The sequence below is a fragment of the Streptomyces sp. NPDC085866 genome (assembly GCF_044541035.1).
Classification (GTDB): Bacteria; Actinomycetota; Actinomycetes; order Streptomycetales; family Streptomycetaceae; genus Streptomyces.
The window spans coordinates 132,400-145,613 of the sequence record NZ_JBITSQ010000017.1 but is presented as its reverse complement, the minus strand read 5'-3'; the positions used below and the strand labels follow the sequence as shown (position 1 = coordinate 145,613).

At 68.7% G+C, this 13,214-nt stretch carries 10 protein-coding genes and 3 pseudogenes; 5 read left to right on the top strand and 8 right to left on the bottom strand.

Features of this window, described 5'->3' with window-relative positions:
• Nucleotides 1-38 precede the first annotated feature (38 nt).
• Nucleotides 39-2,258 (top strand): annotated as a pseudogene (locus ACIF83_RS35950) (Helicase associated domain protein); the annotation flags it as partial.
• 486 nt (nt 2,259-2,744) lie between these two features.
• Here ACIF83_RS35950 and ACIF83_RS35945 read toward each other — a convergent pair.
• The gene (locus ACIF83_RS35945; RefSeq protein ID WP_398141919.1) at nt 2,745-3,647 is read right to left on the bottom strand and encodes a LysR family transcriptional regulator; all 903 of its coding nucleotides are present in this window, start codon (nt 3,645-3,647) and stop codon (nt 2,745-2,747) included.
• Between the two features lie 188 nt (nt 3,648-3,835).
• Between ACIF83_RS35945 and ACIF83_RS35940 the strand changes: the two genes are divergently transcribed.
• Nucleotides 3,836-4,129 (top strand): DUF1330 domain-containing protein, encoded by a 294-nt coding sequence (locus ACIF83_RS35940; protein WP_399733345.1) that lies wholly within the window; start codon nt 3,836-3,838, stop codon nt 4,127-4,129.
• Between the two features lie 91 nt (nt 4,130-4,220).
• The gene (locus ACIF83_RS35935; protein ID WP_393480211.1) at nt 4,221-4,496 is read left to right on the top strand and encodes a hypothetical protein; all 276 of its coding nucleotides are present in this window, start codon (nt 4,221-4,223) and stop codon (nt 4,494-4,496) included.
• Between the two features lie 292 nt (nt 4,497-4,788).
• On the opposite strand, the gene ACIF83_RS35930 is transcribed toward ACIF83_RS35935, so the two are convergent.
• Nucleotides 4,789-5,013 carry a hypothetical protein gene (locus ACIF83_RS35930; RefSeq protein ID WP_399733341.1) on the bottom strand — a complete coding sequence of 75 codons (225 nt, stop codon included), beginning with the start codon at nt 5,011-5,013 and terminating at the stop codon, nt 4,789-4,791.
• Nucleotides 5,014-5,234: 221 nt separating this feature from the next.
• Between ACIF83_RS35930 and ACIF83_RS35925 the strand changes: the two are divergent.
• Nucleotides 5,235-5,555 (top strand): annotated as a pseudogene (locus ACIF83_RS35925) (NAD(P)H-dependent glycerol-3-phosphate dehydrogenase); the annotation flags it as partial.
• Between the two features lie 73 nt (nt 5,556-5,628).
• Here the strand turns inward: ACIF83_RS35925 and ACIF83_RS35920 are convergent.
• The 5 genes and pseudogenes from ACIF83_RS35920 to ACIF83_RS35900 form a co-directional block, all read right to left on the bottom strand.
• Entirely contained in the window at nt 5,629-6,810 is a 1,182-nt protein-coding gene (locus ACIF83_RS35920; RefSeq protein WP_399733339.1) for a helix-turn-helix domain-containing protein, read from the bottom strand.
• 72 nt (nt 6,811-6,882) lie between these two features.
• A complete protein-coding gene (locus tag ACIF83_RS35915) occupies nt 6,883-7,095 on the bottom strand; it encodes a hypothetical protein (protein WP_399733336.1) in 213 nt (70 codons plus the stop codon).
• 1,105 nt (nt 7,096-8,200) lie between these two features.
• Entirely contained in the window at nt 8,201-8,689 is a 489-nt protein-coding gene (locus ACIF83_RS35910) for a GNAT family N-acetyltransferase (RefSeq protein WP_393480202.1), read from the bottom strand.
• Nucleotides 8,690-9,182: 493 nt separating this feature from the next.
• A pseudogene (locus ACIF83_RS35905) lies at nt 9,183-9,537 on the bottom strand (IS5/IS1182 family transposase); the annotation flags it as partial.
• Between the two features lie 63 nt (nt 9,538-9,600).
• Nucleotides 9,601-10,314 carry a DUF4232 domain-containing protein gene (locus tag ACIF83_RS35900; protein WP_393480199.1) on the bottom strand — a complete coding sequence of 238 codons (714 nt, stop codon included), beginning with the start codon at nt 10,312-10,314 and terminating at the stop codon, nt 9,601-9,603.
• Between the two features lie 1,682 nt (nt 10,315-11,996).
• Between ACIF83_RS35900 and ACIF83_RS35895 the strand changes: the two genes are divergently transcribed.
• Nucleotides 11,997-12,602, top strand: coding sequence for a helix-turn-helix domain-containing protein (locus ACIF83_RS35895; RefSeq protein ID WP_399733333.1), 606 nt, complete (start codon nt 11,997-11,999; stop codon nt 12,600-12,602).
• Nucleotides 12,603-12,986: 384 nt separating this feature from the next.
• Here ACIF83_RS35895 and ACIF83_RS35890 read toward each other — a convergent pair whose 3' ends face one another.
• Nucleotides 12,987-13,178: a hypothetical protein gene (locus ACIF83_RS35890; protein ID WP_399733330.1), complete on the bottom strand. Its 192-nt coding sequence runs from the start codon at nt 13,176-13,178 to the stop codon at nt 12,987-12,989.
• Nucleotides 13,179-13,214: the final 36 nt, after the last annotated feature.

The window sequence follows — 13,214 nt, the reverse complement described above, 5'->3', positions numbered from 1 at the left end:
GAAAACCTTCAGCCTGCGATCTGGTTGAGACGACATAGGCGGGCGGGGAGCGGCTGTACGGGCAGCAGATGGCTCCGTTCGACCTCGCGGTCATCGATGAGGCCCATGGCACTACTGGTGATCTTGGCCGGTCGTGGGCGGCGATCCACGACAACACCCGTATCCCCGCGGACTTCCGGCTCTATTTGACCGCCACTCCGCGGATCCTGGCCTCGCCCCGACCGCAGCGCGGGAAGGACGGGCGCGAACTGGAACTCTGTTCGATGAGCCGGGACTCAGCCACCTTCGGTCCGTGGCTGGCCGAGTTCGGGCTCTCGGAGGCGGTGGAGCGGGGCGTCCTCGCCGGGTTCGAGATCGACGTTCTGGAGATCGAAGACCCTGACTACTGCGTCGGGCTGTCCGACGAGGCGCGGCGTGGCCGGCGCCTCGCGCTGCTGCAGGCTGCGCTGTTGGAGCACGCCTGTGCCCGCAACATCAAGACGATGATGACCTTCCACAGCCGGGTCGAGGAGGCCGAGGCTTTCGCGGTCCATCTGCCTCAGACGGCTGCGGACCTGTATGCGGACGAGGTCAGCGCCCACGTTCTCGACGAGGCCGCCGCGCGGCCGCGGTCTCCCCTCGGTGCCGAGCCCGGGGACGTCGAGGCTGCCGGCCGGCACGTTCCCGCGGACCGGGTGTGGTCGGCATGGCTGTGCGGGGACCACCTCGTCACCGAACGCCGCAAGGTCCTGCGCCAGTTCGCCAATGGCATCGACGCCGTCGGCCGGCGGGTGCACCGGGCGTTCCTCGCCAGCTGCCGCGTCCTCGGCGAAGGGGTCGACGTGCGCGGCGAGCGGGGTGTGGAGGCCGTCTGCTTCGCCGACACCCGCGGCTCCCAGGTCGAGATCGTGCAGAACATCGGTCGGGCGCTGCGCCCAAACCTCGACGGCACCGTCAAGATCGCCCGGATCGTCGTGCCCGTCTTCCTCCAGCCCGGTGAAGACCCCACCAACATGATCGCCAGCGCCTCTTACGCCCCCCTCGTCGCCGTGCTCCAAGGGCTGCGCTCCCACTCCGAACACCTCACCGAACAGCTCGCCAGCCGAGCCCTGACCAGAGGGATGCGGAAGGTACATGTCCAGCGGGACGAGGAGGGACGCATCATCGCGGCCGGCGGCGGCGCCGGTCATGACGAGCGGGACTCGGGGAGCGGCGTGGCGGAGTCGGAGCTGCTGCAGTTCTCTAGTCCCCGCGACCCGGCCACCATCGCCGCGTTCCTGCGCACCCGCGTCTACCGGCCGCAGTCGCTGGTGTGGCTCGAGGGGTACCAGGCCCTCCTGCGGTGGCGGGCCCAGAACAAGATCAGTGGGCTGTATGCCGTGCCGTATGACGTCGAGGTCGAGGTGGGGGTGACGAAGGCGTTCCCGCTGGGCAGGTGGGTGCATCAGCAGCGCAAGGCGCGGCGGGCCGGGGAACTCGACACCCATCGCAAGGAGCTGTTGGATGCCCCCGACGCCGGGATGGTGTGGGAGCCCGGCGAAGAAGCCTGGGAAACCAAGCTCGCCGTCCTGCGGTCGTACCGGCGCGCCATGGGGCACCTCGCCCCGCGGCAGGACGCCGTGTGGGACGACCCTGACGGCCGGCCGGTCGCGATCGGGCAGCTGATGGCCAACCTCCGCCGCCCCCACGGCCTCGGCAAGAACGCGAAGATTGCTGAGGCCCGGGCCGAGCAGCTCGCCGCGATCGACCCCGACTGGAAGTGCCCCTGGCCACTGGACTGGCAACGCCACCACCGCGTCCTCGCCGACCTCGCCGCCGACGAGCCGGGCGGCCGGCTCCCCGACATCCAACCCGGCGTCCTCATGGACGGCGATGATCTGGGCAAGTGGCTCCAGCGGCAGAAACAGCCGAGCACCTGGGCGCAACTGTCACCCGAACAGCAGGAACGGCTCTCGCAGCTGGGCGTCGCTCCGCTTGAGGCGCCGTCTCCGGCGCCGACCGCCGCGGGTGCGGCGAAGGGGCCGAGTAAGACGCAGCAGGCATTCCAGCGGGGACTTGCGGCCCTCGCGCAATGGGTCGAACGGGAAGGCTCGCGGCCCGTACCCCGCGGCGCCGTCGTGGAGATCGCAGTCGAAGGCAAGGCAGAGCCGGTACAGGTACGGCTGGGCGTATGGATCTCCAACACCAAGTCAAGGCGCGACAAACTCACCCAGGAGCAACTGGCCGCACTCGCCGCCCTTGGGGTGCCCTGGGCCGCAGAGCAGTCCGGCCGCAGCTGACGTTCATCCGCTGCCGGGGCGTCCCCGACATCAGCTGCCCACTCCTGTTACCAACCGCCGGTTCGCCTGTCACAACCCCCGCACCTGCGGCATCGGCGGGTCCCGACCGCGGTCGCGAACGAGGCCCCAGCACGTGACGACGGGCGTAGCGCGGCCTCGGGGAGCAATGGAACAGTGGTTGGCGTTAAGCATTGACCGACGTCATGGATGCCGTTGACGGCGGGCGTCCCGCCGGTTACCCGTGCTTGTCCGGTTCGGCGTCGGCGAAGGCGCGGTATCCGCCGAGATCTCGGGCTGGGCGAGGACGTCGCCGCGGTGTACGACTCGGACCGGACCCGGGGCCATCATCGGATGCTGATCCGCCGGCGTAGCGAGGTCGTGTCGGACATTCAGCAAGACCGCCGTCGTCATCACCGCGAAGTCCGCCGGGCGCAAGGTCTTCGGCCTCGCCACCGCAGGCGTCCGTCTCGCTTGACCTCTTGCGCGTCAGTCCGGCAGCCAGTGCAGCTCGTGCGCCAGGGTTTTGGCGACGGCACGGATGCGGCGGTGTAGCGGCGACTGCTCGCGTGGGAGGACCAGGTGGATCGTCAGGCTGGGCGCGCCCCGCAGCGGTCGCCAGGTGAGACCGGCCGGTTGTGCCGTGACCGCGGCTTCTCCGGCCGGGGCGAGGGTGACCCCGTCGCGCAGGTCGCGCTGAGACATGTCGAAGGAGACTGCGGGCGTGTGGAGTCGGGGGTGTGGTCGGGTGTCTCGGAACAGTGCGGACAGCTGATCGTGGATCACGGGGTTGGCCGCACGGTCCGGGAGTCGCAGCGGATACGCGGCCGCGTCGGCGATCTCGATCTCCGGGTGTTCGGCCAGCGGATGGTGCTGCGCCAGCTGGACCCCGACGCGCAAACGCCGCAGCAGGAACCGGCGCACGCCACGGCCCGGCTGTTCACCGCGGGTGATCCCGGCATCGATGCGGCCGTCGGCGACCGCGGGGGAGATCTCCGGTGTCGCCATCGGGACCGCGCCGACCTCGAGTCCGCTGTTGCCGCGAATCAGCCTGTCCACCAGGGCCGGTGCCGTCTCGGCCCCGGCGCTGAGGCTGTATCCGATGCGCAGCGTGCCCAGTTCACCGGCCGCCGCGCTCCGGGCGGTGTCCCATGCCCGGTCCAGCGCCGCCAGCGCGGGCGGCGCGGACTCCGCCAAGGCCGCACCGGCCGTGGTCAATACGACGCTACGCGTGTTGCGGACCAGCAGGGCCGTACCGAGTTCCGCCTCCAATCGGCGCATCCGGGCGCTGAGTGCGGGCTGTGCGATACCGATCCGTGCGGCCGCGCGGGTGAAGTTCAACTCCTGTGCCAGCACCAGGAAGTACCGCAGGCTCACCGTATCCGGCGCCACGTGCCCTCCCTGCCGATTGATAACGATCCGTTCTGAGTCTATCCCGTACCGGTCTTTCCCTCGACCGCACATCAAGCCCTAACCTGCGCATATGGCGATTCAACTGACCGCAGTACCCGTCGCCGGGATCGATCGATCTGAGTGTCAATTCGAAGTCGGACGTGTCCGGCCGAACACAGGAGGTTTCCATGGCTAAGGGCTACTGGGTCAGTGTCTACCCCGCCATTTCCGACCCTGAGGGGCTGACTGCCTACAACAAGCTGGCCCGTCCGGCTGTCCGGGCTGGGGGCGGGCGCCTCCTGTCCCGTGGCGGTCGAGTCGTCGCCCACGAGGCAGGAATCACGCAACGCGTCGTTCTGATCGAGTTCGACAGCTTTGAACAGGCCGTCGCGGCATACGAGAGCGAGGCATACCAGAAGGCGCTGGTGGCCCTCCCCGACGGCGTCGAGCGCGACTTCCGCATCATCGAAGGCATCGACTGACCTGCGGGCCCAGCCATCGCTGAGCATCCGTCACCTGATACGCACACGGTGCTGAACGACGACTCACAGTCCCGTACGCCAGGATCCCCCCATGGCCGGCCTGGACGAACTGCCCCCGTACCGACGGGCTCAACTGCTGTGGCTCTGGGCGGAGCAGGGTCTCGCGGGCGTCAAGGACCTGGTCCGCGACGCCGAGAACCGGCCCTGCAGCCTCCCGTCTGCTCCACCCGGGCCACCGGACAGGACCCTCGCGCTGCCCGGCGACGACGGCCGGTTCCACCTGGAACGTGGGGGCCGGATGCTGTGCGGCGACACCGAGGCCGCCGGTGGCTGGAGCCATCGTCAGCACTGCGAATGGGTCGATTAGCGGCAGCGGGACGGAGGAGTGGAGGGGCGGCATCGCCCTCGACCTGCTCGTCTGGGGCTCCCTCGTCACCGAATGGGTCGTACGACCGACCGGCCCGGGCGTGGACCCCGGCACCGTCGACCGTCCGCACCGCTGCATCGGCGGAGAGTACCTGCTGCGCCACATGTGGCCGCCGCGCCCCGCCCGTACGGCTTCCATCCGACGTCTGCGCGCCACCCTCGTCGACGCGCTCTGCCCGCGCCGCTCGGCGACCAGGGCCGCGAGCGCCTGGGCAGGCTGGGCCCTTTGCTGTTCATCCACGCCGCCCCCGCCTCGTCGCGCGGCGCCCGTCCGCCTCCTGCCGGGCACGCTCCAGCTCGGCCTTGCCCGCCGCCCGGATGCGGAAGGCGATGCTGCCCTCACTACTGTGCCGGATCTCCACCACCAGCGGGTCGACAGCGGCCTCGAGCCTCCCGCCGCTGGCGCCGCCCCGGATGGCCAGGGCTATCCCAGCGATGAGCAGGACCACGACGGCCACGGTGGTGACGAGCCGGCGGCTGGGCCGGAGGGGAGCTGCGGGCCAGCAACGAGCGAGCACCACCCGTCAGCGTCAACGACTAGGTCACCGCGCCTGCACCACTGACGCTCAGACAACGACGGTCAACTGGCACTCCCCCGCAGACCATCAACGGCTCGTCCACCGCTGCACGGGCTGCGGAGTGCTCCATGCCAACCGGACGGCAGGCGACGACAACGCCCATGCGGCTGGCGGCCGCCATGGGAGCCCACCCCGCCACCCTCGCCGGGCTGGCCGGCCTGGGAGACCTCGTGGCCACCTGCTCCTCGCCCCTGTCCCGCAATCGCACTTTCGGCACCCACCTCGGCCGCGGCTTGAACATCGAGAAAGCAGCAGCCGCCACCCGGCAGACCACCGAGGGCGTCAAAAGCGCGGAAGCTGTTCTCGCCCTGGCCCACGCTCACGATGTCGAGATGCCGATCACATCCGTGGTCTCCGCCGTGCTCCACGAGAAGGTCAGCCTGGTCGAGGCTGCGGGGGCGCTGATGCAGCGGCCCCCCCAAACCCGGGCGCTGATCCCCGGAGGCCCACTAGGCCGACCGCTCACCCCTCACCCTGGTGACCTGGATCGCCACCCTACCCGGCAGTCGGCTGCGCTGGTGCGCTGTGCCAGGAGGGGAACTGGCGGGCGAATCCATCCTCTGCCCCAGCGGTAGTAGCCTCCTCGTGATAGGCAGCGGGCCGTGATGCCCGTTGTTCGTTTCGTTCTTCTGTCAGACGTTGCAGCTCTTCCTGTGCGCTGGCCAATAGCTCACTCAGCGCTGTCACCCTGTACTCGAGCCTGCGCCACATGGAGCTGGAGGCCCCGTCTGCTTGGAGCGCCCGCCTATACAGGTCCATCAGCTCTGCGGGGGGAACGGTGAGCTTCCCTCCTGTGGCGTGCTCGGCGAAGGCATGCAGCTCACGCAAGAACCTTTCGTCCGGCAATCGCTGTCCGGACAGGTATCGCGAGACGGTGCTGGCATCACGATGCACTGCGCGGCTGAAGTCCCGCAGAGAGTGTCCGGACAGCTCCAGCAACTTCCGCGCCGCTTCCGCCAGTTCCTGCCGAGCTTGAGGTACGTATGGAGATACCGGAGCGTACGGGCGTCCCGGCCGTGCGGTGATCCGCTGCGCAGGAGTATCCGTGCTCGTGGTTGCTGCAACCGGCTCGGATGGCTCTGAGCGGGCCCTGTCGGTGCGCAGTCGACGCCAGGTCTTGCTCCATCGAGCAAAGTAGTCCTCTGCAGGTTCCGTGATCTCGGGACCTTCAGCCAACAGGCAGTGCACAATCTGCTGGGCCACCCATAGGGTCGGCAATGTCTTTCTGCTGCTTGCCAGAGCGGCTCCAACAGTGCTCTTGCCGAGCTCGGTTCGCCGCGCGATGCGGCTGAGCGATGGATCGCCGGCCCATGTCCTGAGCGTACGCAGGTGGAGGAGGAAATCCTGCACGTCCTTTGCGGTGCCGGGGTCAGGCGGGTCCATGGACAGAACAGGCGTATTGGCGGCCCTGGCCGTGACGCCGAGCCGTGCCAGCATCCACTGCTCGCGCCAGTACACGGGATCTCCGCCACAGACCTGGATGACATCGCAAAGTACGTCCCAGGTGGGGAGCCTTTGGCCGCCGAAGATCTCGGACACCGTGCCCTTAGAGTAGCCTGCTCTGGCTGCTATGACTTGATAGGTGGGGGATCCTGCCTGCGTGCGCAGACCTCGCAGGGCTTGTGCGAACACCGCGAAGCGGGCCTCAGGATCAATGTCTCGTGCTGGTCGTGCCATCGGGTCCGCCCTCCCTCGGGTACGCCTGTGCCGTGCCAACGGCACGGCACAGGTCCGTGGTTCCTCCGGGATTCAGCAGGCCGTCGACATGCTGCGGCTGGTGGCTGCGATGGCAGTGACAGCGGTGACAGCAGCTGACAGGTCGTGGCCGACAACGAGCAACACGATCACAACAACAGATACCGGCACGTGGGCGGGCACTACCAGAGCTCGATCATGCGGGAGCGGCACACACAGCGCTCCGGCAGGGAGCCGGCCCTGCACGGCGGAGAACACAGCGGTCATAGCAACTTCCTTGGTCCGGACGGTCAGTGACACCGGAGGTTGCCGCCCCCGGCGCTTTTCACGATGGCACGTCGGATCGTGGGTGAGCCACGGTTACCGCTCGCTCGTTGTTCGCAATCGTCCACCACGGGGGGCGAAGAGAGTTGTTCGCAGCACGTCCCCATTAATGTTGCAGATGAGGCAACAACGGAACACTTCGTCTAGAAGATGGCGTTTGACCACGTCACCTCGGAAGCGAATTGTTCCAGCTCCGTCCCGATAGTTGTTGCGGGTGGTGCAAGTAATTCCGCGTGCCGATAGTGGACGTGTCGGTCAACCCGACAGCGGAAGACGTGTCCCTGGTCCGGACGGTCCACCGCGCACAGTTCCGGAGGCTGTCTGTTGCCGCAGCACCCTCCCCTCTGCCAGCGGGCCCCGTGTGGGCCCGCTGGGGAACTGGGCCACCACCTACCCTCACCGACTTCACGTCGGCTGCGATCACGACACACCCGCAGACCTCTCATCGTGAAAGCCCCCTGCCCGTACACGACGCCCAGCTGCCATCGGCCCAGACCGCCCCGCTCTGCCCACGCGGAATCGCGGAAGCCCACCAAGTCCTCGTTCGTCTCCTTCCACGTCGGGACCTGGACGAGGAGCCTGAGCACATCCGGCACATCAGCCGAAGTGGCCGCGCGCAGCAAGGGAGTCGACATCGCGCCGGTATGGATGGCCAATGTGTTCCCGCCAGCCCCCCTCCGGAGATCTCTCCTCCGGGCAACGCCGTGCACCGGGGCGAAGACCTGGGACGCTGGGTGCGGTCAGTACGGCTCGGCTCGGCTCGGCTGGGCTGGGCTGGGCTGGGCTCACCACCGTCCAGCGGTGGATATGCGAACACGTCCTCGGCATCCAGCCCGCCAGCGAGGACGAGGAGCCGCCCCCGCGCCGCAGCCAAGCCGACAAATGGGCCACGAACTACAAGGCCGCCCGGCTCTGGGAGTGCCGGAGGTCAGGGAGTCGCCGGGAGAGGCCGCCGGCGCAGGCGATCCCCCGGCCAGGGCAGAGACGACGGCACACACGGAGCGCGCCATGCCGGCGAAGCCGGTGCTCTGCGGACCGGCACACCGCGTCATTCCGAAGGAATGCGAAACTCGAATTCGGGACGATCCCACGGTACGGCGGGCGGATTCGCGAGCGCGGTCCCGGTCCGCACGGCGCCGACGCGGTGGTAAAAGTCCTCGGCGGGACGATGCGACACGACCTTGAGACGGTCGAGCCCGGCGGCACGGGCTTCGGACTGCATGTGCGCGACGAGCCGCCGTCCAATACCCCGTCCTTGCGCTTCGTCGGCGACGAACAGCAGGTCGAGCTCCGGTGGAGCGAGGACGAGCGAGTAGAACCCGAGGACCCGGCCTCCAGGCTCGTCGGCGTCGACGGCTACGAAGGCGCGGTGGGCCTCGATGTAATCGGGACCGACTCGGTAGCCCGCGACTGCGGATGCGTACTTGCCCTCGTAGGCGCGTGAGCCACGCACGAGCCGCGTGAGCCGTTTGGCATCCCGCGCCACGGCCCTCCGTATCGTGATCGGCTGACTGATCGGAGACGTACGTGAACTCATCGGGAGAGTATTACGCACCGGGAAGTGCCTGCGTGCGGCAGGTCGGCTGCTCGGGCAGGCGTTCCTGCACCGCTCCCCGAAACCGCCCGCCCAAGCCCCACTCGTCCACGTCGCTGCCGCGTCGCCCGCCGACAGCAACTGGACGCCCGAACCGCTGCGGAGGAGCTGGAGAACGGGTGGTCGTGGCGGTGGCGACCGGCCTCGAGCAGCTCGGCTACCTCGTCCAGGGTGAAACCCGGCCGCTGGGCTGCAGCAGCGTACAGCCGCCAAGCTCGCCGAGGTCGACGCGAAGATCGCTGCCCTCACCACCATCCGCACCGCCCTGGCAGCGGCGGCTGAGGCCGGCTGCAACGCCCTGTCCGCGTCCGCGGACAGCCCCTGCTGCCCCATCCCGTTCACCGACCTCGCCGGGGAGAACCGACATGCCGGACCGTGCTGCTGACCCCCGCCCGCCACGCACCCCGAAAACCCTGGCCGGCCGGACTCTCCCCCGGCGCGTTCCGGTGGCTCGGAAGTTCTTGAGCCGGTTGACGGTCTGCTCGACTTCGTTGCGGCGTCGGTGGACCGTCGTGTCGAACCCTGTGGGGCGGCCACCTCGGCTGCCGCGGCGCCGGCGGTTGGCCCGCCGGCCTCCCGGCTCAGGGATCGTGTGCTTGATCCGGCGCCTCGCAGATGACGCTGGTCACGGCGTGACCAGTACGCCTTGTCACCCCGACATGGTCGGGCCGGGGGCGCGGTCACCCACCAGCCTGCCGCGGCACCCGGACCTCCTCCCCCCACCCGGGGACCCTCTGCGGTGCCTCCCCCCACCGGCCGGGCGTGATCACAAACCCGAGCGGGCGGCACCCGTTCAACAGCCGCCATCAGCAGGCGTCGCGGAGGCGGTGACGCACACAGGGGCCGACAGGCCGTCAGAAGTCGTACGGCTTGTGCGTGCTCCAGTTCAGCACGTCGGCCTCGTTCCAGTTGAACTGCGGCTTCTGCCCCTTGACGTCGACGGAGTAGAAGGGGCCGTCGTGACCGTCCGCGCCGCGCAGTGCGATGGCGAACGAGTGCGCCGTGTGGTTCTTCGAGCCGTAGTCGAAGAGGTCCACCGCGCTGTATGCCTTGTCTCCGGGCCCAAGCGTGATGCGCTGGCCGCCACCCGGTTCGTCCTTCTTGGAGTGCGGCAGTACGGGGCCATCGACGTCCTCGCCGAGCTTCACGGCCGGGTACGAGGTGACCCAGCACGGCGTGGTGCCCTCGTTCGACGCGGTGACCAGCAGGTGGTCGCCCTGCTGACCGGCGAACCGGTGCACCGCAGTCACCAGCATCTCGTCTCCGCGACACTGCTGGACGCCGGCCGTTGCGCCCCCGCTCGCACCCTTGTCCGTCCCGCCCCGAGCGGACGCCGAGCGCACCCCCGCCTTGGTGCCGCCACCACTGCCTGCCTGCTCCGCGCTGCCCTTGCCAGCTCCGCTGGACGCCGACCGGCCCTGCGCGCTACCGGCGGCGTGGTCGCCGCCCGCCGCCTTCGAGGCGTCGCCGGCGCCACCGCAGGCGGTCAGGCCCAGCGCCAGCGCGGCGGTGACGGCCGCCAGGGCGGCTAAACGGGCAGAACGACGGGCACGGTACGTGGTCATCATCAAAACTCCCCCATGATCGGTCAGGACACGGCACCCCCTGCACCCGCAGGGTGACAGACCGTATCGACTGTTTCACTGCACCCCATCAGATGACGCCAGGACGAGACCTGTTCCCCCAGATATGTCCGTATCCGGTAACAAGACGACCCGACACAGACACACCGGCGTTGACGCCCCACCCGCCAGCCATACACCACCACCAACCCCCGCAACACAGGCAAAGCCACCAGCCGCTCCCACCCCACCCACCAAACACTTCGCCAACAGACCACCACGACCCCCGCGCACCGGCCACCGGGGACGGCGGCGCACAAACGCGCACCAGCGCGCGGCACGATGAGCTGCGCACACTGCACCGCACAGCCCCACCCGACGGTGCGAACCGATTCGGCTCCGCTGCACACCCGATAGCGTCCGCTCCCATCCGGTGCGCACCGGGTGCGGGAGTCCACGCCACTCTGCGCACCGCGCACCGGATCTACGCACAGTGGCAGTGCGGAAGGGAGAGATCTCCCCTCCACTGAAGCGCCTCGCGGGCCGGTGCACGGCATCGCCGGGACGGTGGCGAGCGTGGGTCAAGCGAGAACACCGAAAACACGTGGCTGGACAAGGGCTGCTCTTCCGGGGGGGCGGCAGCCCGTGTGCCGACCGGCGCACCTGGACAAGGGGTTCGCACCGAGTGCACTACATCCGATGTTCGTCACGTTCCGTATGCACATCGGGTGGGGTGGGCCGGAAGTGGAGCCCGCGCGGTGCGGGGCCGGCAGGGTGATCCTGTCCGGCCCCGCTGTCGATTCCCTCGCAGCTGCATCCAGGGGTCGGGGGGCGACCAGCCGTCCCGAAGCCGGGGTCGGGAGTGTTGTCGTACGTCCGCGCCAACACCAGCCGCAAACGGCATCCTGCCCGGGCGCTTGGAGTGGCCGCCGGTCAGTGCACATGCGTGGGGGCCGGTGCCTGACAGGCGCCGGCCCCCACGTGGCGGAAACCGTGCGCCAACACGGGATACCGCCTACAGTCCTGGTTTTGGTTGCACCCAGTGGCAGGACTCCAAGCCCTCACGGGCTCGGCCGCGTGACTACAGTGCATCGGTACCTCCGCCCATCGCAACGACGACGTGGAACCCTATGAACAAATTTGTTGCCATTCTCCGGTGACAGCAAGGGAGATAGTCCACGGAGGCAGGGGGGCGCCTTGAAGGCCGAAAGCCTCGCCACATGTCCCTGTCACGCCCTTTTCGAAAAATCCTCAGGCCCCGCTTGCGCTTTTTCATGCCGCCGAGATACGGTCCCACGCCCATCTGAAGCGGCACTGAACAAATAACGCTCAACATGTCAGATATTCCACTGTCGAACATCAACGGCACCCGCGTATCCGAGGAAAGGCTCGAGGCTGTCCAGGAGCAGAAGGAGCCGGGCCGTAACGCCTCTGCGACCGGACCCGTCCGACTGGCCACCGGGCCCGCTGTGCTCATCACTGTTTTCCCGGTGCTCGGCTGCATCCTCTATCTCGTCGGGCATGTCCGGCTCCCCGAGGTACTCGAACTCCTGGGGGGGCTGCGGCGGGATCGGAGCCGGTGTCACGGTCGTCGCGACCGGCGGCCGTCGCACGGCATCCGCCGGCGGGAGCGCCATCTCCCGCATGATTTTGGCCGCCGCAGACAAGCGCGGCTGAGGTGACGGGCCATGGGACGCAAAGCCAAGCCCATTGTCACGCGCCACAAGTTCAGGGCACAGCCGGCCCATGAGCTGCGAGCCCTCCTCAAGGCGTCCGGCAAGACGTACGAGCAGCTCGCCGAGCACACTCCCGGCATCTCAAGGGTCACCCCCCAGCGGGCCGCTTCGGGCACGTGCGTGCCAAAGGAGAAGACGGTGGTCGCCTTCGTGCACGCCTGCGGTTTCGGCCGTCACGAGGCTGCAAAGCTGACGGCCCTGAGGATCTCGGCGCGCATCGAGGAACGCGGCGTACTTCGACACCTCAACGCACTGCACCCTCGCCCCATCAGCGACCTGCGTGACCTCAGCCGGGCTCTGGAGTACATCTACGAGGCAGCCGGCGCACCCACATTGCGGGAGATCCGGGAAAGGAGCGAAGATCCTCTCTCGCTTCCCACCAGTACCCTCGCCAGGATCGTCGCGCGCAAGACAACTCCGGCTGACAAACGCCAGCTCCTGGCCTTCATCCATGGCTGTGGAATCTCCAGGGATCAAGACCCGATGTGGTCCGACGCGTGGGCGAAGGTGTCCATGGAGGTGCCAGACCCTGGGCTTGAGCGCATGTGGCGCATTTGATCAACAGTACGCCTCGGCACGGTCAGGACAACTCTCATGAACGGGCCACGATCACCAACGTTCACGGCTGATGACAGGGTTCTTGCCCGGCACCCCTGGTGGGGCGCATCGGCCACGGCACGGCGAGCGCCGTGTACGTGCGCCGCCAGTCCGCCTGGAGCTCGATCAGGTCGCGGGAAAGGGGGCGGCGTGCTCCATACCCACAACCAGGCCACGCGTACGGTTTCCCGGCAAGGCCGACGCGCCGCCTCCCGCCACGGACCCCGTCACGGCTCGATCGACCGCGTGTGACGACCACTGCGATGACCGACGCCCTCGCTTTGGGCGTCGAACAGGCGCTGCGCGTGGGCGGGTGGGAGGCGGACGGTCAGGCGGCGCGGCCGGTCATCGTCGGTACTGCCGGGGGGCGGCGGTGAAGCCGAACCGGGCGCGGGTCTCGATGGTGGTCCCGGTGCCGGTCTCGGCCTGCAACCTGACTGCCGCGCGGATGCGGGGCTCCCAGCGAACGGTCACGGCGCCGGCCAGACACTGGGCAGGCCGGGACACGGCCGGCCCCACATCCCCCGTGATACCCATCCCCCACACGCGAACAGCTCATCCCTGCACCACCGA

Bases quoted from the DNA above. Each gene is read 5' to 3' on its own strand.
- ACIF83_RS35940 (WP_399733345.1), top strand. From the start codon at position 3,836: ATGGCTAAGGGCTACTGGGTCAGTGTCTACCCCGCCATTTCCGACCCT.
- ACIF83_RS35935 (WP_393480211.1), top strand. From the start codon at position 4,221: ATGGCCGGCCTGGACGAACTGCCCCCGTACCGACGGGCTCAACTGCTG.
- ACIF83_RS35920 (WP_399733339.1), bottom strand. From the start codon at position 6,810: ATGGCACGACCAGCACGAGACATTGATCCTGAGGCCCGCTTCGCGGTG.
- ACIF83_RS35915 (WP_399733336.1), bottom strand. From the start codon at position 7,095: ATGACCGCTGTGTTCTCCGCCGTGCAGGGCCGGCTCCCTGCCGGAGCG.
- ACIF83_RS35910 (WP_393480202.1), bottom strand. From the start codon at position 8,689: ATGAGTTCACGTACGTCTCCGATCAGTCAGCCGATCACGATACGGAGG.
- ACIF83_RS35900 (WP_393480199.1), bottom strand. From the start codon at position 10,314: ATGATGACCACGTACCGTGCCCGTCGTTCTGCCCGTTTAGCCGCCCTG.
- ACIF83_RS35895 (WP_399733333.1), top strand. From the start codon at position 11,997: ATGGGACGCAAAGCCAAGCCCATTGTCACGCGCCACAAGTTCAGGGCA.
- ACIF83_RS35890 (WP_399733330.1), bottom strand. From the start codon at position 13,178: ATGGGTATCACGGGGGATGTGGGGCCGGCCGTGTCCCGGCCTGCCCAG.